At 53.3% G+C, this 24866-nt stretch carries 19 protein-coding genes; 16 read left to right on the top strand and 3 right to left on the bottom strand.

Annotation, left to right across the window (positions count from 1 at the left end; genetic code table 11):
• Nucleotides 1-2 precede the first annotated feature (2 nt).
• Nucleotides 3-1229 (top strand): AAA family ATPase, encoded by a 1227-nt coding sequence (locus ACH50O_RS12770; RefSeq protein WP_446808174.1) that lies wholly within the window; start codon nt 3-5, stop codon nt 1227-1229.
• Nucleotides 1230-1243: 14 nt separating this feature from the next.
• Nucleotides 1244-2698, top strand: coding sequence for a hypothetical protein (locus tag ACH50O_RS12765; protein WP_446808173.1), 1455 nt, complete (start codon nt 1244-1246; stop codon nt 2696-2698).
• 82 nt (nt 2699-2780) lie between these two features.
• Here ACH50O_RS12765 and ACH50O_RS12760 read toward each other — a convergent pair whose 3' ends face one another.
• The 3 genes from ACH50O_RS12760 to ACH50O_RS12750 form a co-directional block, all read right to left on the bottom strand.
• Complete coding sequence (locus tag ACH50O_RS12760; protein ID WP_446808172.1) at nt 2781-3368, bottom strand: hypothetical protein; 588 nt, start codon at nt 3366-3368, stop codon at nt 2781-2783.
• Nucleotides 3361-4062 (bottom strand): HupE/UreJ family protein, encoded by a 702-nt coding sequence (locus ACH50O_RS12755; protein WP_446808171.1) that lies wholly within the window; start codon nt 4060-4062, stop codon nt 3361-3363. Before ACH50O_RS12755 ends, ACH50O_RS12760 begins: the two co-directional genes overlap by 8 nt.
• A 127-nt stretch (nt 4063-4189) precedes the next feature.
• Nucleotides 4190-4891, bottom strand: a complete 702-nt coding sequence (locus ACH50O_RS12750) for a hypothetical protein (protein ID WP_446808170.1) — start codon at nt 4889-4891, stop codon at nt 4190-4192.
• Nucleotides 4892-5422: 531 nt separating this feature from the next.
• On the opposite strand from ACH50O_RS12750, the gene ACH50O_RS12745 reads away from it, so the two are divergent.
• The 14 genes from ACH50O_RS12745 (at nt 5423) to dapB (ending at nt 24854) form a co-directional block, all read left to right on the top strand.
• Entirely contained in the window at nt 5423-6820 is a 1398-nt protein-coding gene (locus ACH50O_RS12745) for a HupE/UreJ family protein (RefSeq protein WP_446808169.1), read from the top strand.
• A gap of 144 nt (nt 6821-6964) precedes the next feature.
• Complete coding sequence (locus ACH50O_RS12740; protein ID WP_446808168.1) at nt 6965-9175, top strand: TonB-dependent receptor; 2211 nt, start codon at nt 6965-6967, stop codon at nt 9173-9175.
• Between the two features lie 10 nt (nt 9176-9185).
• Nucleotides 9186-10292: a HupE/UreJ family protein gene (locus ACH50O_RS12735; protein WP_446808167.1), complete on the top strand. Its 1107-nt coding sequence runs from the start codon at nt 9186-9188 to the stop codon at nt 10290-10292.
• A 216-nt stretch (nt 10293-10508) separates the two neighbouring features.
• Nucleotides 10509-11117, top strand: coding sequence for a MotA/TolQ/ExbB proton channel family protein (locus ACH50O_RS12730; protein ID WP_446808166.1), 609 nt, complete (start codon nt 10509-10511; stop codon nt 11115-11117).
• Nucleotides 11095-11430: a DUF2149 domain-containing protein gene (locus tag ACH50O_RS12725; RefSeq protein WP_036278116.1), complete on the top strand. Its 336-nt coding sequence runs from the start codon at nt 11095-11097 to the stop codon at nt 11428-11430. The genes ACH50O_RS12730 and ACH50O_RS12725 overlap by 23 nt, the downstream gene beginning before the upstream one ends.
• On the top strand, nt 11417-15367 hold the full coding sequence (locus ACH50O_RS12720) for a cobaltochelatase subunit CobN (protein WP_446808165.1): 3951 nt from the start codon (nt 11417-11419) through the stop codon (nt 15365-15367). Before ACH50O_RS12725 ends, ACH50O_RS12720 begins: the two co-directional genes overlap by 14 nt.
• Nucleotides 15368-15602: 235 nt before the next feature.
• The gene (locus ACH50O_RS12715) at nt 15603-17945 is read left to right on the top strand and encodes a TonB-dependent receptor (protein WP_446808164.1); all 2343 of its coding nucleotides are present in this window, start codon (nt 15603-15605) and stop codon (nt 17943-17945) included.
• Between the two features lie 234 nt (nt 17946-18179).
• The gene (locus tag ACH50O_RS12710) at nt 18180-18488 is read left to right on the top strand and encodes a glycine zipper 2TM domain-containing protein (protein ID WP_446808163.1); all 309 of its coding nucleotides are present in this window, start codon (nt 18180-18182) and stop codon (nt 18486-18488) included.
• A 79-nt stretch (nt 18489-18567) separates the two neighbouring features.
• A complete protein-coding gene (locus tag ACH50O_RS12705) occupies nt 18568-18702 on the top strand; it encodes a hypothetical protein (RefSeq protein ID WP_446808162.1) in 135 nt (44 codons plus the stop codon).
• Nucleotides 18703-19036: 334 nt separating this feature from the next.
• A complete protein-coding gene (gene hrcA, locus ACH50O_RS12700; protein ID WP_446808161.1) occupies nt 19037-20077 on the top strand; it encodes a heat-inducible transcriptional repressor HrcA in 1041 nt (346 codons plus the stop codon).
• 50 nt (nt 20078-20127) lie between these two features.
• Nucleotides 20128-20769 (top strand): nucleotide exchange factor GrpE, encoded by a 642-nt coding sequence (gene grpE / locus ACH50O_RS12695; RefSeq protein WP_446808160.1) that lies wholly within the window; start codon nt 20128-20130, stop codon nt 20767-20769.
• Nucleotides 20770-20840: 71 nt separating this feature from the next.
• Complete coding sequence (gene dnaK, locus ACH50O_RS12690) at nt 20841-22775, top strand: molecular chaperone DnaK (RefSeq protein WP_446808159.1); 1935 nt, start codon at nt 20841-20843, stop codon at nt 22773-22775.
• Between the two features lie 132 nt (nt 22776-22907).
• A complete protein-coding gene (gene dnaJ / locus ACH50O_RS12685) occupies nt 22908-24044 on the top strand; it encodes a molecular chaperone DnaJ (protein WP_446808158.1) in 1137 nt (378 codons plus the stop codon).
• 3 nt (nt 24045-24047) lie between these two features.
• Nucleotides 24048-24854: a 4-hydroxy-tetrahydrodipicolinate reductase gene (gene dapB, locus ACH50O_RS12680; protein WP_446808157.1), complete on the top strand. Its 807-nt coding sequence runs from the start codon at nt 24048-24050 to the stop codon at nt 24852-24854.
• Nucleotides 24855-24866: the final 12 nt, after the last annotated feature.

The following is a 24866-nucleotide window of genomic DNA, read 5'->3' as shown; positions in this document are numbered from 1 at the left end:
GCATGCTTAACACTCTGAATCGCTGGATGCCGGCACTATTTGCGATCATGACCTTCGTCATGTTGTTTCAGTTCGTCGAAGATCATTGGCCCAAAACACCATTCATTCCAGTCGTTGTGTCAGTGCTGCGCGCCGGCGTATGGTACATCGTCGCCTTCGCTTCACTCGGTTGGCTGCTATTGCTATTAGCCTGGATGCACGATCGCTCACGATTACCCACATTTCTTAAAACGGAACTTCTGATGGATATACTCGATAGACTGACCAATAAGAAAATAATCGAAGACGGTTTGGCCGAACAAGACAACGCGACATTTATCGATGCCGAGAGCTTGTCTAATGCCTTGAAGCAACGTGTCATCGGCCAGGACGCGGTTTGCGACGATATGTCTTCGCAAATTCGCCGGCGGTTGGCTTTGTCGCAGCGTGGTAAGCCAGTAGGGGTGTTTATGTTCGCCGGGCCGCCGGGGACCGGGAAAACCTATCTGGCTAAAGTGCTGGCTAAAGAGCTGGAGCGGCCCTTATTGCATTTCGATATGACGCAGTTTGCGTCGGGTAGCTATTCCCTGTCGCAACTGTTTGGCATGACCAAAGGCTATGTCGGCTCCGATTCTTACGGCAAATTGACGGCCGGCTTGCGCGATACCCCAAACGCCGTGGTATTGCTCGATGAAATCGAAAAGGCCCATCCCGATGTGCTTAAAGCATTTTTGACCGCTTGGAATGACGGGTTTGTTACCGAACGCTCCGATAGCCGGCAGATTTCCACCACGTCAGCGATCTTCGTCTTGACCAGCAATGCCGCTACTGACCGGTTGACGGAACTTGCCGATACTTATGCGCAGGATCCCGACACGATGCGCGTTACTGCGGTTGAAGCGTTACGCGAAGCTCAGTTTGCCCCTGAAGTGTTAAACCGGCTGGATCGTATTTTCGTGTTTCGGCCATTGCAGGGCTTGGACGTTGCCCGTGTTGCTGCATTGGAAATTGAAGACATGATACGCGGCTACGGGCTGGAAATCGTCGAGCAGGGCATAGAGCCGCAAATTATCCTGACATTGATGGCACGTTACCGAAAACTGGGCAAAAACAGTTCGTCTCGAGATTTGGTACGGGCTATCGAAGAACAATTGGCGGACTCGTTGATCGAGGCTAAGAAACAAGGTGTGGCGCGCATAGAACTGGGTCTCGATGAGCAGCAGCGTGCCGTTGCCTATGCGAAAGGATAACCGATTACACGCATATGATTAGCGAAGAAGGGCTGTGGGCGCGCTCCGCCGCTTGGCGCTGGACCTTGGTTATAACGTGTCTGGCGACAGCGATGGCTATTCTATTGGGGCCATGGAATGCGCCGTCTAAGTCGTCGGCAAAGTCCTCCGCAAGCTATAAACCGCTTGGTGAGGCGGCCGCGCCAACATCAGGCCAAAGTTCGCCGGTACCCGCCGCGACAGCGCGCAATGGCGTTTGGCATGACGAAACCTTCGATGTCGTTGTCTCGCCACCGCTCGCGAGGTTCCCACCGGGGACGGAACTTCATGTAATAGGTGTCTACGAAGGTGCGTCAGCCAACGGTGAGCAGGAGCAGCCCTGGTGGGCCAAGTGTGTTGGCGATAGAAGTAATTCCTCCGCAATGCTGGCGTGTCATCAGAAGTATGCGGGACAACACACCCAAAAGACCGTTACTGTAACGCTGGCTCGATCGTCGGTGCCGAACGTGGTTGCTTTGATGGCCTATGAACCGGTCAAGTGGAAGATTATTGGCGCGGAAGCCGCGAATCTGCAAAAAGTCATTCTGGCCGGCTATCACGGTCAGGATGTCGAAGGTTTGCCTATAGACCTGCCGGTGGACGTATATTCCGGCAATTCTTCGCCTTGTCAAACCTGCAGCCGGCAAGCAGGTTATTTTTATGCTTATAAAAACGACACCAGCGAGTATACCCAGGCGGTTGAAAAACTACGGGTGATTACTGGCCTTAGCCCTGCGTCGTTTCAGGGTGCCTATCGTTCCGACCGATTCTTTATCAACAGTAGTCCACAGACTGCACAATCGAGCAAGCCTGCAGGCAAGGTCAAAAGCCCTACCGATTCGATTACCGGTCAGGTGTTTATAGATGAAGCCGCTATCGGCAATACCAATCTGCCGCTGCCCGAAGGAAGCTGGCAAGGTTTGCTGTACGTTCAAGCGCCATCAAACCGTGGGAGTGACGATTTAGCGGTTTTAATTAGACTGGAGCAGGATCAACTTGCCGAAATGATTGTGGTGCGCGCTCAATTTGTCAGCGATGGCCAGGGGTTCTCGCGCCATCTGGCTTGCGAAGCCAAGGAAATACATGCGGGCGACGTAGAAAGTAATGAAGCGTCCGGTTCGCAAGCTTGTTACTGGGTGAACCACGACACCGATCCCTGGATTCAGCCAATATTTGCATTAGCGGCAAACCGACTAGTTGCCAGGGGTATCGCTCTGCCGGCTTTGTTGGTGAACGCTGCATTCCACAAAGCCGATAAACACTCGGCTCTGACGGCCCAGTATTTTGCCAACCCAGAGGTTAAGGGGATTATTTCGCCGAAAACCCACTGGGATGCGAGTCCCTGGCATCCGAATCACGTAAAACAATTTCCCGACAAGGCGGCGTTTATTCAAGATAGAGTGCAGTGGGCATCGAGTTGGTTTCAAATTTTTAAAGCCACTCGGCCCTAAGTTGCAATACTTATCGCTTGGCTTGCATAGCGTTTGACGAATTTGACCGGGTTGTTTGGCTGCAAATTGAAAGGCTGGCCTATTACATCAAACCCAAAATCCGATAAGCCCCTTTGGTGTTTAATACCACGGTAACCGGCGCGGTGGTTTTGTTTTCCCAATACCAGCCGTGCGAGCCATCAAAGGGGGCAGAGAGTGAGCCGCTGGATTGACTGTCGGTGGTTTCTTTGTAGCTTTTGAAATAACCGGTCTTGTCGCCCTGCGGTTCGCCGTGGAAATCAAAATACAGCGCGGCGCCGTCAGTGCTCCAGGCATATTCCAACGCAGCGTCTTTAGCCAAGTGGAATTTATATTCTAGGCCTTCCCCGGCCGGCACCACGATTTTCACCGTATCTTGCCATTGTGAAGTTGCCGCTGGTTGAGGCGCACTCACAGTCGTTTGCGGCTCGGCGCAAACAGTTCCAGTGGTGTTTGCGGCGGTTTTGGTGGGTGAGGCCAGGTTGGTCAGGCCGGTCATTTGCCCAAAGCCTGTTGGATCTATGCCGTATTCGGCGGGCAACACCGCAGTGACGAGCACAACGCCAGCCAATACGGTTGCCGACAGGCTGGCGATGGTCAGCGATTTTATTGACTGAACGGGTGGGTTGCTGTCTTGCATCGAGTTATTCATGGATGATGTAGCCTGTGATTTGGTAGCCGAATAGAATCAAGCCGCCGGACATTAGCAGGGTGTTGGTGGCAGCTGAAAAGGCGTAATAGCTGCGGTGGCTGCGCCAAAAGTCCAGCGTGATCAGGATAAACAGCAGGGCCAGGAATTGGCCGATCTCCACACCCACGTTAAACGCCAACAAGTTTTTCCACAGCCCGGCGGCGGGTAGGGAAAAATCCTGCAATTTGGTTGCCAAGCCAAAGCCGTGAAACAAGCCAAAAATCATCACTGCCCATTGGGTATTGGGCTGAAACCCTAGCAGCTGCTGAAAACCGCCCAGGTTGTCGAAGCCTTTGTAGACAATCGACAAGCCGATGATGGCGTCGATCAGAAACGGATTGACCGAAATGTGGCTCAACACGCCGAATAGCAGCGTCAAGCTATGTCCCAGGGTAAACAGGCTGACATACACCAGCACGTCGCGGGTGCGGAATAAAAAGAAAATCACCCCCACCAAAAACAATAAATGATCGTAGCCGGTGACCATGTGCTTGGCACCGATATACAGAAACGGGCCGATAGCGATCCCTTGGTTGGCCAACAAAAACCGTTCGGTGTTGGCATCGACGCCGTGGGCGAATGCGGCAGGGCTGAGTAGAGTTAATAACAACGATAAGCTGAAAAACCAGGTCGTGCGTAATGATGCGGAAGACATGTTTAAAGGTGTGGATTTAATGTGGCGGTGATTCAGAGCTGATACCTATCAACAGCGATGGCGGCAGCATATCCTGAATAGGCCATTTTTCGAAAAAATACCTTATAGGGTTAATACCCGATGAGGCTTATTTTTTTGGTATGGCCGGATGCCGATTGCCCAAGTGATCGATGTCGTCCAGACTCATAATCGGCGAATACATCAGATCGTTGATGTCGCTGGAACGCTCCCAACCCAAATACATTTGACCGATGGCGCGCTTAGTCATTTTTACGAAGCGCAATTCGAGCAATTGGCGGTTGCCGGGCGAGTTTTCCGGCTCCGGGTGCATACGTGCCGCGGAGATTACAGAACAGCGGCAGGCTTTGTCGTGATGGGAAAACTGGAATCTGAAATTTCGGGAGCGGGTGTTGAGATCGCGGTTGGTGAGAAAGATAAAATAGGTATTGCCGTCCGCTTCCGGCAAGCGCTGCATCACGGTTTTGGCCTGTTCGAAGATGTCTTCCGCCGCGAATTGTTGAGTGCCGGACATCGGTATCAGGCCTTGCGTGCCCATCGCTATCGTGCCCTTAACCCACAGGCCGAATTCCTTACTCAAATCCCTGCCCATTTGCGCGGCAATATTCTCCGGGAAATCATTTAATGGAATCAGATAAACATTCACGGGGCCGGTTTTTTCCGCGGGAACTGGCGTGTAGCTAAGGTTGACCGGTTTCGGCTCGGTATTTTGTGACGAGCTGGCAGTCGCGATCGGCTGGGTATATGGAGAGCTTGTAGTGCAGCCGGCGAGACAGAACAGCAAAGTAATCGGCATTGATAAATGTTTCATTCGGATTGTCCTTGTTCTTTGTAAGCTGAATTGTCTGGCTTGAAAGTGGCACTTGATTAGCGATGTGCACTTTCACATGCATAGTTAAAAAACGGGTGGCAATGTTCAGTTTGGTTTTTCAAACAGTTGCAAATCGTTAACGACTGTAGACGAATTTACTTAAAATGCGGGAGCCGGATTGAGTTTCCCAGGGCCAATAAGGATCTTACCCATCACGGTAAATGGTGAGCTGAGAGGTTCTGGTAGTGCTGACACGGCCAAAGTATGCGTGTCGCGCACCGGGCTAGCGAGTTATTAGTTAAGGCTAAAATTTTTTATTTCATATTTTTGCGGTATTATCTGCCGCCTAATCGTGTTAACGATAGGGCTTGGCCTTACGCTAGCCAACTTTGTAAGTTTGGAATAAATCTGGGGCGGTTGCCTTTATTTTCGGAACGGGAGCGGTCCCCGTTCGGACTTGCGGTATCGTTATTGAATTTGTATTTTTTAATTGAATCGATAAATTAGATTTCTATTGTTCCCTTCATTGCCATGAAATCCGATCTTACAAGCAAATTAGCCAATTCAGGACGCAGTCCTGGCAAGCTGTTGCTTTCGTGCGGGTTACCGGTTTTATTGCTATTGGCTTTCTTGGGTAAGCAATTTATCGATTTCGACAGTATCGGGTGGAGCAACGGCTTCAATCACCCGCTAATGGGGTTGGATCACTTGGTCACCATGCTAGCGGTCGGGATATGGGCCGCGCAATTGCGCGGAAAGGCGATCTGGGTGTTACCGGTGGCCTTTGTCGGCGTGATGAGTCTGGGCGGACTAGCCGGGGCATCGGGGCTGGCCATTCCAAGCGTGGAAGGTATTATCCTGTTGTCTTGCGCGGTGTTCAGCGTGCTGATAACCCGCAAAGTACGGTTCAGCACCAAGGTCAATGTATTGATCGTGTCGTTTTTCGCATTTTTCCACGGGTTCGCCCACGGCCAGGAAATCTCCGCATCCGCCAGCCTGATTTCTTACACACTGGGTTTTATGCTGGCGACTTTGCTGCTGCACGGCGCCGGTATCTTAGTTGCCAAGTTGGTTGTGTTCTGCGCCACCTGTCTGCTGACGGCGATGTTTGCCAATGCGGCGCTGGCCAAATCCGACGGCGCTATCCGTAACGAAAAGCATAACGGTGCTGCCACACTGGTACAAACCGATGATCTGCATAACGCCGCTTATTGGATGGCATATATTGCGGCTGGTCTGCGGGAGGCCTCGCTCCTCGAACAGCAGCGAACCCTTGCGGCCGCTTCCGAGCCCTGTCAAGATGCGGGGATGGGCGTCGGTGCCGTAACTGAACGGTTAAATCTATCGAGTAATGTGTCATCTAGCGGCGATCACGCAGCTGTTCATCAACGGCTAGCCAAGCCTCAGCCGGTTCAGGCGCCGTTTATCTGCCTAGACCGGGCGATATTCGATGGCGATCATCTGGTCAATGCCGGTTTGGATTTCAAACACTATTATCGGGATGTGAACCATACCCCCGGCAAGCATTTGCTGAGCAACGGCGTCGGCCTCACTTCGCCGCCCGTTCGTCATGTTTTAGCCCCGCAAGCAGTTCAAAATCTTCGCACCACCCCGATTTCAGCCATTGAAGAGCTTCATCTTCAAGCGATCTTTGCCAAATTCGCTACCGGCAATTACTACAAAAACACCATCAATCATATCTGCACCATTGCGCATCGCCTTCCGGCATTGCGGCGCGATACATTGCCTGCCGCTGCGCTTGTGCCGCGCTGTTTCCTGACGGCTTTGGCGCCGATAAGTAATTCTGACCAAGCAAATTTGCCGTTAACCGGCTATCCCAAAACGTCGTTACCAATCCGAACCCCGCACACACTTGCCGCAGCCTATGTCGGCGGCGCGGTGACTTACCGCATCAATTGCTCAACATAACAATAAAAATCAAAGACATATAAGCCATGAGGACCCTAATGTTCATTCAAATTTATCAGGCACTACCTGCCGCCACTTATCCGGTTAGCACTATTTTTAGTGAACTTAACCTTAATCCCATCAACGGTTAGTCGAGGAGCCGATATGAAACCGTGCATCAACGTATCGAAAAAGAAGCCGCTAATTATCGCCCTTGAAATCATTTTGGGCCTCGGCTATGCGACAGTTCAGGCCGCGCCGAGCGCCGAACAGACCGAGCAAGTAGCGCAGTCCGAGCAAATTGAACAGGCACAGCAAGGCAAGCAGGCGAAAAAGAAAAAAGGCGAGGCTAAGCCTGAGAAATCCGAAGAGCTGGAAGCGGTGCAGGTGGAAGAGGACGGCCGCGGCAAAAACCTGATCGGCATAGCCGGTTCCGCCTCGCAAGGCGAAGTCAGCCAAAAGCAGTTTGAACACCGGCCGTTTTCCCGCAATGGCGAACTGATTGAAGTGGTGCCCGGTGCGGTAGCTACCCAGCATAGCGGCTCCGGCAAGGCCAATCAGTACTTCCTGCGCGGCTTTAACCTGGATCACGGTACCGACTTTACCACCTATGTCGACGGCATCCCGATGAACATGACTACTCATGCCCACGGCCAAGGCTATATGGACATCAATAGCATCATTCCCGAGTTGGTGAAGAAAGTCGAATACGGTAAAGGCCCTTATTACGCGGAAGTGGGCGATTTCTCGGCGGCGGGTTATGCCAAAATGTTCACGGTAGACAAACTGGATCAAGGTATCGCCAAATTTACCGCCGGGTCGTTCGATTATTACCGGACGCTGGTTGCCAATTCCAGCAAGGTGGGCGATGGCGATTTGTTGTATGCCGGCGAATTCAATCTCTACAACGGCGTTTGGCAAGTTCCCGAAGACTCCAAAAAGTTTAACGGTCAGATGCGTTACACGCTGGATCGCGGCGACTGGGGCATGTCGATCAACGGTAAGGCTTATACCAATAGCTGGACCGCGACCAATCAGATTCCGCAAGCGGCCGTCGATAACGGCAGCATTGGATTATACGGCAGCATGGACCCTACCGACGGCGGCGAGTCCAACCGCTACAGCGTCTCTAGTAGTTTCTGGAATCAGGGCGATAACTGGAAGAACGATGCCAATGTGTACGCGCTCTACACCGATTTGCACTTATTCTCCAATTTCAGCGGTTTTACTCGCGGCCCGGAAGGTGATCAGATTCTGCAATCCGAACGCCGCATCCAAACCGGTGGTCATTTCGAACATACCCGCTACAACAAATTGTTCGGCTTTGAAATGGACAACAGCATCGGCTTGCAATTTCGCAACGACCAGATTCTGGATTTAGGTTTGTACGAAACCCAGGCCCGGCAAATCCTGAATACCGTCAGCAAGAGTAATGTCGGCGTAACGACTGTGGGCACCTACTTTAAAAACACCACGCATTGGCATGACAAAGTTCGCACGGTTGCGGGCCTGCGCGGCGATTTCATCAATAACGAAGTTGAGGTGCTGGATAACAAAAACCACGATCCCGGCATCAGCGCCGCCAACTCCGGTAGCCGCGGCAAAGCTATGATTAGCCCGAAACTAAGCCTGGTGGTCGGCCCCTGGTACGACACCGAATATTTCTTCAATGTCGGTTACGGCTACCATTCCAACGACGCGCGCGGCACCACCCTGCAAGCCAATCCCAATGATGGCAGCCCGGTCGATGCGGCGGCCGCCAGAATCAGGCCGGCTGCCTGGTCGCGTGGTGGCGAAGCAGGTATCCGCAGCAACTACATTCCCGGCTTGAGCAGCACCTTTGCGTTGTGGTGGTTGGAATCCAGCCAGGAACTGGTATTCGTCGGTGACGAGGGCACGACTGACGTCACCGGCAAATCGCATCGTTATGGCGTGGAGTTTACCAACTATTACAAACCCTTCGAGTGGCTGACGCTAGACGCCGATTTTGCGTTGACCACCGCCAAATACGCTGCCGACAACACTTACATCCCCAACTCGGTAGGTCGCGTCGTTTCTACAGGCGCCACCATCGAAGCGCCGAACGGGCTGTTCGGTACCATCCGTTTGCGCCACTTCGGACGAGTCTATTTGGGGCAGGATGATAACGGCACCGATCAATGGTCCGGCGACACCAATATCGTCAACCTAGGTGCCGGCTATAAGCAAAAGCAATACAAGTTCGAAATCGACATCTTCAATATCCTGGGTTCGCAAAGCAACGATATCGCCTATGCCTACGGCTACGAATATCCGCAAGGCTCTGCCGGTTCGGGCATTCTGAAGCATCCGGTCGAACCCCGCATGGTGCGCGGCACCATCACGGTTAATTTTTAAGGATAGTCTGATGAGATTTCCTAGCTTTAACGATGGAAGATGGCTGGTTGCGGCACTGTTGATGCTGCAACCGGTCTGGGTTCATGCGCATCCGCCGGGTCTCAGCTCGCTGGATGTTGGGATTAAACCCGCGCAAATCGACGCCAAAATCACGTTTGCCTTGCAGGACATTGAAGCGTTTGCGCCGATGGACAGCGATCTGGATGCCGAAGTGACTGACGCCGAGCGCGAAGCCGCCAAACCCAGCATCGCCAAATTGCTGGCCGAGCAATTGCGTATCAATGCGGACGGTCAGGATGCGGCGCTAGCGGAACCGGGACAAGTTCGCTTCGACGACCAGAACAATGCCCATGTCGAGGCACGCTATTCGGGTTCGCCAAAACAAGCGTTATTGGTGCAATCGAAGTTTTTGGCCTTGCTGCCGGATGGCCATCAGCAATATTTGACAGTCAGGGATGCCAACGGCAAAGCGCTTACCGAGAAAATGCTGAGCAAATACGACGATCAAATCAGTTTACCAATCGCCAACGCCGCGGCTGCGGAGTCCCCCCAAGCTTCGTTCGCGGCGTTCGGCGATTTTTTTAAGCTGGGTATCGAGCATATCCTCACCGGTTATGATCATCTGCTGTTTTTGTTCGCGTTGCTGGCGGTTACCCACAGCTTCTGGCCGGCGCTGAAGATCATCACCTTCTTCACGATTGCCCATTCCATCACGCTGGCTTGCGCCGGGCTCAATCTGATCGAATTGCCGAGTAGTTTCGTTGAGCCCTTCATCGCCGCGACGATTATCTATGTGGGCTTAGAGAATATCGTACGCGGCGACCACCCCAAGGGCCGGCATTGGCTGACTTTTGGCTTCGGTTTGATCCACGGCTTCGGTTTTGCCGGGGTGTTGCAGGAAATGGATATCAGCTCCGGCGATACCGGAATTTTGCTGCCTTTGCTGTCGTTTAATTTAGGCATCGAAACCGGCCAAATCGCCGTGGCCTCTATCGTGTTACCGCTGATCTGGTGGTTGAACAAACAAGTTGCGACCTCCGAGAAATTTTTGAGAGGCGGTTCGGTCGCGGTCAGCCTGATGGGCGCGTTCTGGTTGGTGGAGAGAACCATGTTGTAAATAACATTGAATGGCGGGTTTGCTAACCCGCCTCAGCATTCTCAAGTCTGGCCCAAGCGGGCTGGATTCAATCCTTAACCGAAAAAAACGATTCTTTCGAGCCGCGGATAGCTATTGCCTGTCGTTTAGATAAAGCGGCAAGCCTTACTCGAATAAGCGATTGAGCAATAAAGCTTTTTTATAAAACAACAATAATTTTTACATAGGAGGAAGGCCGTGGAACTTACCCATACGCTAGAACAAATTTTGTACATGATTTCGTCCTCGCTGTACCTGCCTGTATTACTGATCGTCACCTTGCTGGCCGCGTATTCGGTTTACGTCTGCGGCCGGCTGTTACAGGAATGGCTGGAGCGGCGTAAGGCGGGATCGCGTGCCGTGCGCCTGTTCAATCTCGATCTGGCCGTTGCTCTGGGTCGCCAGCAACGCGCCAATGCCGCGCCGCTGGATGTCGAGCTGGAACTGTTGTTGCAAACCCATGAACACCGGCAACTGATCAAACTGGATCAGGTACGTTTCGTCATTAAGTTGGGGCCTGCGCTGGGTTTGATGGGTACCTTGATTCCGATGGGTATTTCCCTGGCCGCCTTGGCGCAAGGCAATATTCCGAGTATGGCCGGCAGCATGGTCACCGCGTTTACCGCGACGGTGACCGGTTTGGGCTGCGGCGTGATTACCTATTTGGTGGCGCTGGTCAGAGAGCAGTGGCTGCGCGCCGATTTTGCGGCGATGCGGCATCAAGCCGAACTGGCCGCCAGTAGGGTGTTGGATGCACAGGATTTGGCAATCGCGGAGGACGGCCATGCGCTATCTGAGACGCTCTAATCTGCATCGTAACAGCGAGCCGTTGGAAGACCCGATTGCCGGCGTCGCCAACCTGTTCGACGCCAGCGTGGTGTTCATCGTCAGCATGATGGTGGCCTTGTTTATGGCCTACAACATGCTGGATCTGATGAACCCGGAATCGACGGTGACAATGACCAAAGAAAATGCCGACGGCACGATGGAAATCGTCAGCAAGAAAGGCTCGCAAATCAAGGTTTCCAAAGTGACCGACCGTAAGCTCAGCGGCTCCGGCGAGCGCTTGGGTACAGCGTATCGATTGAACGACGGCAAGGTGGTTTATGTGCCCGAATAAACACCTCGGCTTAATACTGTTTGTCTGGCTATGGCTGGCGAGTAGTCTGGCGCAAGCGGAATCAGGACCGATAAACCTGAGCCTGATTTTGGGCGATTTGGATTCGCAAACCGCTGTCGAAGCCACCGCCAAAATTCAAAACGATCCATTATTGAAGGATGTAATCATCCGGGTTTATTCCAGCTCCAAACTGGCGCAAGCCGACCAATCCGCGTTACAAAAATCCAACCTGGTACTGGCGCAGATTACCGGCCGCGGCATTCTGCGCGAAGGCGGCGAGCTGTTCAAACAGATCGCCGCTAACGGTGGCCGGCTTTATGCGGTAGGTCTCAGTTACGACGCCGACTTCGCCGATTACGGTCTGCAACTGGACAAACAGCTGCAAGCCTATATGTCGGCCGGCGGGGCCGACAATGCCGCCAACATGATTCGTCTGGCTGTCGCTAAGTTCAAAAACCTACAAGCAGAGATCGCGCCGCCGCAGGCTCAACCCGAAATCGGCGCCTTCGACGTGCGCAGCAAACAACTGTTTGCCGATTTCGACAGTTACCAAAAGGCTTATGCAGGCTATAAGCCAGGCCAGCCGTGGATCGCGATTTTGTTCTACCGTTCTTCGGCTTTGTCCGGTCAGACCGACACGGTCAAAATGCTGGCCGAACAACTGGAAGCCAAGGGCTACAACGTGCTGCCGGCGTTCGGTTATCCCTACGACAAAACTCTGGAAAAAATGCTGGTCGACGGCAACGGCAAATCACGCGTTGAAGCTATCGCCGCGTTGGCTTTAAAAATCGGTGCCAGCCCGGAGAAAACCGTGCCGACTCTGACGCGTTTGGGGGTGCCTGTACTGAATGGTATTGCCTTGAACAGCCAAAGCCGGTCGCAATGGACCGAATCGGCCACCGGACTGGATGTGATGGAACGGGCCTGGCAAGTAGCCTTACCGGAATTTGCCGGTGAAATAGCGCCGACCGTGGTCGCCAGCAAGGAAAGCGTGCACGACCAGGCCACTGGTCAGGATTTCGTCCGCGAAGTGCCGATACCGGAACGCGTCGCCCGCTACGCCGATCGCCTGGACAAGTGGGCGAAATTGCGCAGTACCGCCAATGCCGACAAGAAAGTCGCCCTGCTGTACTACAACTACCCGCCCGGCAAGGAAAACATCGGCGCCTCGTATTTGAACGTATTGCCGGAATCGCTGTTGCAGATCATGGGCCGTTTGCGTCAGGAAGGTTATCAATTAGGCGATGCGCCCACCGACGGCCAAGCGTTGAAAGCCGCCGTGAAGAACCACGGCACCAACCTGGGCAACAGGGAGCCGGGCGTGATTGCCGAAGCCGCCGCCAGTGGCCGCGCGGTGTTGTTGCCGATTGCCGAATATCAAAAATGGTTTGACATGCTGCCGGAGACGTTTAAAGCCGCCATGCTCAAGTCTTGGGGCAAACCGGAAGACAGCAAAATCGGCGCCTGGACCGACAACAAAGGCCAGCGTTTTTTGATCCTGCCGGCTTTGCAATACGGCAACTTGTTGCTGGCACCGCAACCGTCGCGCGGCTGGGAGCAGGACGTCAAAAAACTCTACCACGACGTGACCATGCCGCCACACCATCAATATGTGGCGTTCTACTTGTGGCTGCAAAAAGGTTTTGGCGCCGACGCGATGATTCACCTGGGTACGCACGCTACTCACGAATGGTTGTCCGGTAAGGAAGTCGGTTTCAGCGCCGCCGATCCGGGCGAGATTTTGATGGCCGATGCGCCACAGATTTATCCCTACATCATGGATGACGTCGGCGAAGCCTTGCAGGCCAAGCGCCGGGCGATGGCGACGATTATTTCCCACATGACGCCGCCGCTGGATAAAGCCGATCTGAATCCGGAATTGGCCAAATTGGCCGGCTTGCTGGACGACTACAACGTCGCGGCTCAAAAGAGCGAGCAACTGGCGAAGATCAGATTGGATGAGATCAATCAGATTGCCGGCAAGGCCGGTTTGTTGAAGGACCTAAAAATGGAGAGGGCCGAAACTGGCGACCAGTTGGAAGAGCTGGAACACTATCTGAAGGAAATCCGCGAGAAAAAAGTGCCGATGGGTTTACACACCTTCGGCAAAGCACCGGGCGAAGCGGCTAGGCAACGTTTCGCCGAAGCCATTGTTGCCCGCGATCCCAAGCTGAAAGGCGAAGCGCTTAAACAAAAAATCCAGGCTACGGCCAAATTGATCGCCGATAGCGCGAATGCGGAAATGAACGCGCTGATCGATGCCTTGGCCGGCCGCTACATCCCGGCCGGCAGCGGCGGCGATCCGCTGCGTAATCCGGACGCCTTGCCGACAGGTAAGGATTTATACGGCTTCGATTCGTCGCGGATACCCAGCGAAGCGGTTTACAACGAAGGTGCGCGCTTGGCCGAGCAAGTGGTCAATGACTTCAAAAAACAGCACGGTCATTACCCGGAACGCCTGGTATTTAATTTGTGGGGCGTGGAAAGCTCGCGCCACGAGGGCGTGATGGAAGCAGAGATCATGCATCTGCTCGGCGTGAAACCGCATTGGGACGAGCGCGGCCGCACTCAGGGCGTGGATGTGATCGCCCGCGACAAGCTGGGCCGGCCTCGGGTGGACGTCACCATAATCCCGTCCGGCCTCTACCGCGACTTGTTCGCGTCGGTCATCAAATTGCTGGATCAAGCCGAAACCAAGGCTCAGGAACAGGACGAGCCGGATAATCCGCTGCGTCGGCATATCAAAGAAACTCAGGCCGAATTGGTCAAACGGGGTTTGAAACCGGAGGAAGCGCTGGATATGGCCTCAGCCCGTTTGTTCAGCGTACCGTCCGGTGCCTACGGCACCAATCTGGACCGGGCGATTCCGCTGTCCAACACCTGGAGCGACGAAAAGCAACTGGCCGACGTGTTCTTCAATCGCATGCACCACGTATACGGCCGCGGGCATTGGGGCGAAGCGGCCAGCAAGGATGCGGCGCTGGCGGTGGACTTGTTCAAGTTGTCGTTGAAAGACACCGACGCGGTGATCCATAGCCGTTCCAGCAATGTCTACGCCTCGTTGGACGGCGACGATTTCTTTCAATATCTGGGCGGTACTGCAATGGCGGCAAGGCAGGTCAACGGCAAGACCCCGGAGGTGTTGGTTGCCGATCTGGCCGACCCGACCGCCGCCAAGACCATGAGCCTGGAGCGCTACCAGGGCCGGGAAATGCAGAGCCGCTACCTGAATCCGAAATGGATAGAGTCGATGTTGAAAGAAGGCTATGCCGGAGCACGCTTCATCAATATGGTGGCGGAAAACCTGTGGGGCTGGCAGGTGACGGTGCCGGAAGCGGTCGGCGCCGAGAAATGGCAAGCCATGTACGAGACCTATGTCGAGGACAAATACCAGCTGGACATCCAAAACAAGTTCGAGCAGGCCGACAACCTGTTGGCCTATCAAGCCATGGTGGATCGAATGTTGGTGGCTGTGAACAAAGGTTACTGGAAAGCCAATCCGGCCGTGAAAGCCAAGCTGGAACAGGTTAACAAGGAAGTCATCGCCAAGGCCGGCGTGGCCTGTAACAAGGATACGTGCAGCAGCCCGGAAATCGTCAAGCTGGCCGAGCATCAGGGCGCGGTTAAAGCCGCCAAAGCAGCAGCGCCGGGTGTGCAAATGCAGCCGGCGGCAACTGCACAACCGATTCAGCCTCAGCCGAGTCAGGCCCAGCAGCAAACCCAACAGCCGCCAGCTCAGTCTCAAGCGCAAACCGCGCCGGATGCTGCCAAGCCTTTGGAAGGCTATGAGATGGAAGAGAAGAAAACCGCCAGCGACAGTACTGAGCAGCAATCGTTGAGTTCGGAGCAAAGCTGGTGGTTGGGCTTCGCGATCCTGCTGTTGTTTGTTGCCGGTTATCTGCGTGGCAGTTGGGAGCAGAGCAAGCAAAAAACCTAGGGACGGCTCGAAACAGCCTGGTTTTGTGGTTCCCGCGAAAGCGGGTCCACAGGAAGTCAGAAGTATGGATCCCGGCTTTTGCGGGGATGACGGGTTGTTCGAGCTTTTGTGCAGCGCCGCATTGATAGACGAAGTGCAAGAAGCAGTCCGCTCTTGATGTAAGAAAAATTAAAAATAAATCCAACATAACCATAAAAAACCGCTTTGTTTAGCGGTCGATTACAGGAGGAGTACGTTGTCTCGTTTACCTTTAATAACGCTGTTAGCCTTAAGTAATCTGGTCTATAGCAATCAAATCCTGGCGGAAGATAGTGATCAAGCGGCCGTGGAACAAGCCGAAAACTCGCCGACCGATAAATCCGGCGGCAACGGCGACACGCTGGGTGCGACGGTAGTTACCGCCACCCGCTCGGAAATGAGCGCGGCGATGGCCCCGGCCAATGTCAGCGTGATCAATGCCGACAATACCGAAAATCGTCTGACGCAACGTATCGGCGATGCGTTGAAGGATATTCCCGGCGTCTATTTGCGCGGTAGCGCCTACGGTACCAATTTTCCCGGTTCCAGTGTGGCCTCATCCAGTTTTCATGGGGTGAGCGGCACCAATCGTTCCTTGTATTTAATCGATGGCTTGCCGGTTAATACCGGCAGCAACGGCAATGTCGATTGGAATATTCTGAACATGGACGACGCCCAGCAAGTCGAATACGTGCCCGGCCCCTTCTCGGCCTTATACGGCAGCGGGGCGATGGGTGGAGTATTGAACGTGATTTCCAAAGTGCCGACCAAACGCGAGGGCCGTTTGTCGTTCGGTGCGGGCGGCGCGGCAGCCGATCAATGGGGCATCAAAGGCCGTTACCGGGACCGTTTCGAAAACGGACTGGGCATTTCCTTGACCTTTAATCATATGGACAGCGATAACTGGGCGGTTTCGGATTATGTCACGGTGGCCCGCAGCACCACGGCCACCAACGGTGCATCGATACCGGTGTTTGGCGCGGTGCCGACCATCAACAACCAAGGCGCGCCGGTATATCTGATCGGCGATAAGGGCCGGCGTCCCTGGGAGCAAAATAATGCGTCCTTGCATCTGTATTACGATCTGACGCCCAATACCCAAATCGACGGCGGCATGAGTTGGAGCCGCAGCGAAACCAACGACACCGGCAGCTATAACAGTTATTTAACGCGCGGCAACGGCAATCCCTTGGCGATAGGCATCGGTAACGCTGGCAACCCCAGCAACAACATCAATATTGGTGGCCGCCGCTACAATGTCTACGAGCAATTATTCCTGCATTCTTTGCCGTCGATAGAAGACACGCGGCGTTATTTCACGCATCTGAAACACGATTTCGGTCATGATGTGAAGTTGAATATCGATTTCCAATACCAGCAGCACGAGACCTATTCGCCGTTCGCCAATGTCGCATCGGACTCGCTCAGCGGCGGCAGCGGCCAGTTGACGGTGACGCCCAGCAACCGGATCGACGGCAATGTTGCCTTGCGCTTTCCGTTTCTATGGGATCAGCGCAATTTTCTGACTGTCGGTTTTGGCACCAACCACAGCGAACTGGAAGGCCAATCGCGTTATGCTCTGGGCAATTGGCGTAATTGGGACTCGATCAGCAGTCGTACCGCGCTGGGCAAGGGTCAATCAAGCATCTATTCGGCTTATCTGCAGGACGAGTTGTGGATTCTGCACAACTTGATTGCCCATATAGGAGTGCGTTATGACGATTGGTCGACCTCGGGTCTGAATCAAAGTACCAGTCCGGCGGTAAACCGCACCTATCAAGAGCGTTCGGTCGGACAGTTCAATCCGAAGTTCAGCCTGACCTGGCTGCCGGCCGACGGCTACAAATTGTTTGCCTCCACCGGTTGGGCTTTCCGCCCGCCGACCAATTTCGAGTTGTACGGTAATACCCAAACCTCAACGGTATTGACAGAGCCGAATCCCAACTTAAAGCCGGAAACCATGCATTCCTGGGAAGTGGGTGGTGAGGCCACGCCTATCGAAGGCACCACGATTGCGGTCAGCTACTTTCATCATTACATCAGCGATCTGATTTACGCGAAAAGCGGTATACCGATTCCCGGTTTGTTGCAAACCTTGACCGAACGGCAAAACGCCGGCAAGGCCGAGGTAGAAGGCGTGGAAGTGAAGTTACGGCAGAAACTTTATTGGGACTGGCTGCATTTTAACGGCACTTACACCTTGAACGATTCGATAATTAAGGAAAACACCGCCAACCCGCTGATCGTCGGTAAGCAAATGGTGCAATTGCCGAAAACCATGTTTAGTGGGGCATTGGACTTAAAATACGACAAATGGAGCGGTGGCATCATCGGCCGCTACGTCAGCCAGCCTTATTTTAACGATCAAAATCTGGATCAATACACCAAGGTGCCAGGCAGCTACGATCCGTATTTCCTGGTTGATACCCGGATTGCCTACCAAGCTACTAAGAATATCGATTTGTCGTTTTCGGTGAATAACTTGTTGGATAGAGCGTATTCGGCATTCTACCAACAGGCTGGGCGCACAGTATATGGGGAAATTTCTTATAGCTTCTGATCTGGGTTGCTGGGGCTTTAGGCGTCGATATATTTCGGACGCTAGCAAGTTAGCCAGCGTCCGGGGGCGCGGTTGATTGGGTTTCCAGCGTTGGCATTGCGTGCACAGTTCACAAAAATAAGCGATATGTCGGTAGAAGCCGTCTTCTTCATCCGTTCTTAATCTGTTCCTAATCAAGACTTAAACAATGCCTTCTAGAATAAATTCAGAACTTTTATCTAAAGCAGGCTTTTTATGTTCAGAGTGACAAGTATCGTTGCAATTTTTCTGCTGCATGCGCCATTTGCCATGGCCGATGGTCATGGACATCACAAGCATCATCGACAACATGGCCGGGATGTCGAGGTTGAACGGGTCGTTCAATACGTGCCGGCACCCCAGCCGGCGTCGCGTTACAACAGTTACGACCAAAGATCGGCACAGGGTCTGGTAGGCGGTGCATTGGGGAGTGTGGCCGGTTACGAGATGAGCAAGGGCAACCCCTTGGGGGCCGGCATCGGCGCGGCGGCCGGGGCATGGATAGGCAACGGTATGAGCCGATAATCGCTAGTCTTCGATTTCCGCATCGAAACAATTATTACATTGCTTAATGTTGAGGTAACTCATGCGACAGGAGGGCCAAATGAGAACGAAAAATGGTAAAAAATATCAGCAAGAGCAAAACAGCAGGACTGAAAAGCTATTGAATGTGCTGCTGTTTTTCGCCGTGGTTTACTACAGTTATTACGTGCTGTCCTTCTCTCAAATGGGAGCATAAATAGATTAAAGCCTTCGGCGCGTTAGGGTAAAAAAGTAACCTGTTTTATTTTGGACTTGCGTAATGCGTTGAGGTAGTACTGCTTGTTAGATTGTTCGTAACGCAAAACCCCGTCAAGCCTTAGGGCTTGACGGGGTTTTTTTATGCGCGGCGAAAGTTACTGAAAATTAGGCTGGAATTGTTCCGATACTCAGGCTAAATACTCGCCAAGGGATTGCCCGCGCAGTTTAGCTAGGTAATAGACAAACCGCGGCGTTGACAATGCCGGACCCACCTGATAGCTTTGCTATCTGGCACTCGCTAATATCGAGTGCTAACGAAATTGGGGGGTGACGTGGCTGGCGGACAAGATTTAAACGAAAGATCGCTGTATTTATTGAAAACCTTGGTTGAGCGTTACATCCAGGACGGCCAGCCCGTGGGGTCGCGATTATTGTCTAAAGACCCGCAACTTAAGCTCAGTCCGGCCAGTATCCGTAATGTGATGGCGGATCTGGAGGAAATGGGCTTGATCCATTCGCCGCATACTTCGGCCGGTCGAGTGCCGACGGTAAGCGGCTATCGTTTGTTCGTCGACAGCTTATTAACCGTGAAGCCTTTGGCGTCCAGCGAATTGGATCAATTGCAACATGGCTTGCAAGGGCAGGCGGATAAAGCCAGCGACGTGTTGAGTAAGGCTTCCAAGTTGTTGTCGGATGTGACGCAAATGGCCGGCGTCGTGACCTTGCCGCGACGGGAGACTGCGACCTTACGGCATATCGAATTTTTGCCTATGTCCAACACTCGAGTCTTGGTGATTTTCGTCACCGACGGCGAGGAAGTGCATAACAAAATCATCCACACCCAAAAGCCCTTTAGTCCTGCAGAGTTGCAGCAGGCCGCAAACTATCTGAACTCGGTATTTTCCGGGCGTAGTTTGGCCAAGATACGCGAGTTGATTATCAAAGAAATGGAGCAAGATCAGCGGCAGGTCAATCAAGGCATGATAGACGCGGTGAGCATGGCGCAACTGACTTTCGCGCAGCAGCCCAACGACGATTACGTGTTAAGCGGCGAGACCAATTTAATGGGTTTTTCGGAGTTGTCGGACATGGAACGCTTGAAACAACTGTTCGAAGCTTTTAGTCAAAAGCGCGGCGTGATTCATTTACTCGATCAATGTCTGCAGGCCGACGGCGTACAAATCTTTATCGGCGAAGAGTCCGGTTACAGCGCATTCGATCATTGCAGTCTGGTAACGGCGCCGTATTCGGTCAATGACGAAGTGGTTGGGGTGTTGGGCGTGATAGGCCCCACCCGAATGGCCTATGAAAAAGTCATTCCGTTCGTGGACGTGACGGCAAAATTATTGGGCGCGGCCTTGAATCCCAAATAAATGGCCCTATCGTTAGGCCAACCTAAAAATTTAGAACCCTGGAGTAAGTAATGAGTCATCAGCAATCGAGCCACGAACAACAGTCGGATAGCGAATTGATCGCCGAAGTCCTGGAGCAAACCAAGCCTATCGACGCCGAAGAACAGCCTAGCGAAGCGTCTGGCGCTGGCGCGACGGTCACTGTGGAAGCTTTGCAGGAACAATTGGAACAAGCTCAGCAACAAGCCGCCGCCAACCTAGATAAAGCCATCCGCACCATGGCTGAGATGGAAAACTTGAAAAAACGCGTGCAAAAAGACTTGGACGACGAGCGCAAATACGGCTTGGCTAAATTTGCCAAGGAATTGCTGAGTGTATTGGATAGTCTGGAATTAGGCCTGCAAGCCGCAACCGGCGATAGCCCCGAAATCGTGAAACTGCGAGAAGGCAGCGAATTGACTATCAAACAATTCGAATCGGTGTTCGCCAAATTCAATATCGAAACCATCGATCCGCTCGGTCAGCCATTCAATCCCGAATTGCATCAAGCGATGGTGATGCAGCCTAGCGCTACCGCGCAACCGAATTCTATATTAAACGTATTCCAAAAAGGTTATGTATTGAACGGCCGTTTATTGCGTCCGGCCATGGTGGTAGTCGCCAAAGCCGAAGATAAACCGGCGGATAGCGCAAAAATTGATGAGCAGGCTTGAAATTAATACGATCAACCGCATATCGCTAACAACTTTTTAATTTATTACCAATTCAAGTCTGGAGAATATCAATGGGCAAAATGATCGGCATCGATTTAGGAACCACTAACTCCTGCGTCGCAGTACTGGAAAACGGCACCGCGCGGGTTATCGAAAACAGCGAAGGCGCGCGCACCACGCCTTCCATCATCGCTTTCACCGGGGACAATGAAGTGTTGGTCGGTCAATCGGCCAAACGTCAGGCCGTTACCAACCCTGAAAACACCTTGTTTGCGATCAAGCGTTTGATCGGCCGCCGTTTTAAAGAAGACGCGGTGCAAAAAGACATCAAAATGGTGCCTTACAAAATCATGGAAGCCAACAACGGCGATGCTTGGGTGGAATGTCACGGCAAGAAAATGGCGCCGCCCGAAGTATCATCACGCGTGTTGATGAAGCTGAAAAAAGACGCCGAAGCGTTTTTGGGTGAAGAAGTCACCGAAGCGGTCATCACCGTACCGGCTTACTTCAACGACTCGCAACGCCAAGCGACTAAAGACGCCGGCCGTATCGCAGGTTTGGACGTCAAACGTATCATCAATGAGCCGACTGCTGCGGCATTGGCGTTCGGAATGGACAAGCCTAAAGGCGACACTACCATCGCGGTCTATGACCTGGGTGGCGGTACCTTCGATATTTCCATCATCGAAATCGCCGAAATCGAAGGCGAACACCAATTCGAAGTATTGGCCACCAACGGCGATACTTTTCTGGGTGGTGAAGACTTCGATTTACGCATTATCGAATTTTTGGCAGGTGAGTTTAAACGCGATACCGGCATTGATCTACACAACGATCCATTGGCGCTGCAACGCCTAAAAGAAGCGGCTGAAAAAGCCAAAATCGAATTGTCGTCAGCCGAGCAAACCGACATCAATCTGCCTTACATCACGGCCGATGCGTCAGGTCCTAAGCATTTGAACGTGAAATTGACTCGCGCCAAACTGGAGTCGCTGGTTGACGAATTGATCGAAAGAACCAAAGGCCCTTGCTTGCAAGCGATTAAGGATGCCGGTATTTCGACCTCTAAAATCAACGACGTGATATTGGTGGGCGGTCAAACTCGGATGCCGAAAGTGCAAGCTTTCGTAAAAAGTTTGTTCGACAAAGAGCCGCGTAAAGACGTTAACCCGGACGAAGCTGTCGCATTGGGTGCGGCGATTCAGGCTGGCGTATTGGGCGGGGATGTTAAAGACGTGCTGCTGCTGGACGTCACTCCGTTGTCTCTGGGTATCGAAACCCTGGGCGGCGTGATGACCAAGTTGATCGAGAAAAACACCACGATCCCGACTAATGCTTCGCAAACCTTCTCGACCGCGGATGATAACCAAACTGCAGTGACCGTGCACGTGTTGCAAGGCGAGCGGGAAGTGGCGGCGGGTAATAAATCCTTGGGCCGTTTCGACTTGCAGGACATTCCGCCGGCACCGCGCGGCATTCCGCAAATCGAAGTATCGTTCGACATTGATGCCAACGGTATCTTGAACGTATCGGCGAAAGACAAAGCCACCGGCAAGAAACAATCCATTGTGATTAAAGCCTCCAGCGGTTTGTCAGACGACGAAGTCGAGCGCATGATCAAGGACGCAGAAGCGCACGCAGACGAAGACCGGAAACTGAAAGAACTGGTTTCGGCGCGCAACTCTGCGGAAGGCATGATCCACGCCACCGAAAAATCGTTGAAGGAATTGGGTGACCAAGTATCCGGTGACGAAAAATCGGCCATCGAATCGGCGATCAAAGACCTGCAAGCGGTGCTCAAATCCGACGATAAAGACGCGATTGAAGCAAAAACCCATGCCTTGACCGAGTTGTCCGGTAAATTGGCGGAACGTGTTTACGCACAGAAAGGCGCGGAAGGCGGTGCTGAGGCTGGACATGCTGCTGGCGCGACCGAAGCTGCCGCCGAGCACGATCATAACGTGGTCGATGCCGAATTTGAAGAAGTTAAGGACGATAAAAAGTAAAGACTATACCCGTTCCCCTCTCCGCTAAGGAGAGGGGTGAGGCGAAGGTGTATGCTATGCTGGTATCATCCCTCATTCCTTTAATTCAATACCTACTATAACCGCTGGTTAGCGCCGGCGGTTTTTCTCGTTATGGCAAAAGAAGACTTTTACAAACTGCTGGAACTGGATCGCAACGCGAGCGAAGCCGAGATCAAGAAGAGCTATCGCAAGATGGCGATGAAATTTCATCCCGACAGAAACAAGGATAATCCGGACGAAGCGGAAAAGAAGTTCAAGCTGGTCAAGGAAGCTTACGAGATTCTGTCCGATCCTAAAAAACGCGCGGCCTACGATCAATTCGGCCATGCCGGCGTCGATTCGTCCATGGGCGGCGGTCGCGGCGGCTTTAGTGGGGCGGAGAACTTTAGCGATATTTTCGGCGACGTGTTCGGCGATATTTTCGGCGGCGGTCGGCAGCAACGCAGCAGCGTGCAACGCGGCGCCGATTTGCGTTACAACCTGGAACTGACCCTGGAAGAAGCGGTTGGCGGCACCGAAGCGACCGTCAAAGTGCCAGTGTTGGTGGCTTGCGGCGAATGTAACGGTAGCGGTGCGAAAAAAGGCAGCAGCCCGGTGACCTGTAACACCTGTCACGGCCACGGTCAGGTCCGGATGCAGCAAGGCTTTTTCTCGGTGCAACAAACCTGTCCGACGTGTCGCGGTACCGGCAAGCAAATCAAGGACCCTTGTCCGAAATGCTACGGCCAAGGCCGAGTCCAGGAAACCAAAACCCTTAACGTCAAAGTACCGGCCGGAGTCGATACCGGCGACCGGATTCGTTTGGCTGGAGAAGGCGAAGCCGGTGCGAATGGTGGTCCGGCTGGGGACTTGTATGTACAAGTGCAGGTCAAGGATCATCCAATCTTTACCCGCGATGGTGCGAATCTGTATTGCGAAGTGCCGATCAGCTTCCCGATGGCCTGTTTGGGCGGCGAGCTCGAAGTGCCAACTCTGGATGGTAAAGTCATGCTGAAAATTCCGCCGGAAACCCAAACCGGTCGCATGTTCCGTTTGCGCGGCAAAGGTGTGAAACCGGTGAGAGGCGGCGCGGTTGGCGATCTGTTATGCAAAGTACAGCTGGAAACCCCGGTGCATCTGACCAAGGAACAGAAAGCCATGATCGAGAAGCTGGGCGAGTCCTTGTCCGGCGGCGGCAAACACCACAGCCCGCAAGAGCATGGCTGGATGGATGGCGTTAAAAACTTCTTCGATAAGTTAACAGGATAAGTCATGGTACGGATTGCGGTTGTAGGCGCTTCCGGGCGTATGGGTTTATGTTTGTTGAAAGCGGCGCTGGCGGCGGAAAACGCCGAGTTGACGGTGGCGGTGTCGCGGCCGGATAGCTTGGCGATCGGCAAGGATGCTGGCGAGTTGGCCGGCGTAGCGGCGGCCGGCATTAAAGTCGGCGACGACTTGGCGGTATTAACTGATCGGTTTGACGTGTTGATCGACTTTACCCGGCCCGATGCGTCTATGAGTTATATCGAGATCTGTCGGCAAGCCGGTAAACAGGTGGTGATCGGTACCACCGGTTACAGCGATGCGCAAAAAGCCGCGATAGCCGAAGCAGCAAAGGATGTGGCGATAGTCATCGCTCCGAATTTTAGCGTCGGTGTCAATCTGTCTTTGAAGTTGCTCGAAATGACCGCCAAGGTGATGGGCGATTACACCGACATCGAAGTGATAGAAGCCCACCACCGCCACAAGGTCGATGCGCCGTCCGGTACCGCGTTGCGGATGGGTGAAGTCGTTGCTGCTGCGTTGGGGCGCGACCTAAAAGACTGTGCCATCTATGGCCGCGAAGGCGATACCGGTGCCCGCGACCGCAAAACCATCGGTTTTTCCACGATTCGGGCCGGCGATATAGTCGGTGAGCACACCGTGATGTTTGCAGACGAAGGCGAGCGAGTAGAAATCACCCACAAAGCTACCAGCCGTATGACCTTCGCCAACGGTGCGGTAAGAGCTGCGGCGTGGCTGGCGGACAAACAACGCGGCCTGTTCGATATGCAGGACGTGTTGGGTTTGAAAGGCTAACCAGCGCTTAAA

It is taken from the genome of Methylomonas sp. 2BW1-5-20, assembly GCF_052474515.1.
The sequence above is the reverse complement of the archived record's forward strand: the minus strand, read 5'-3'. Positions and strand labels throughout refer to the sequence as shown.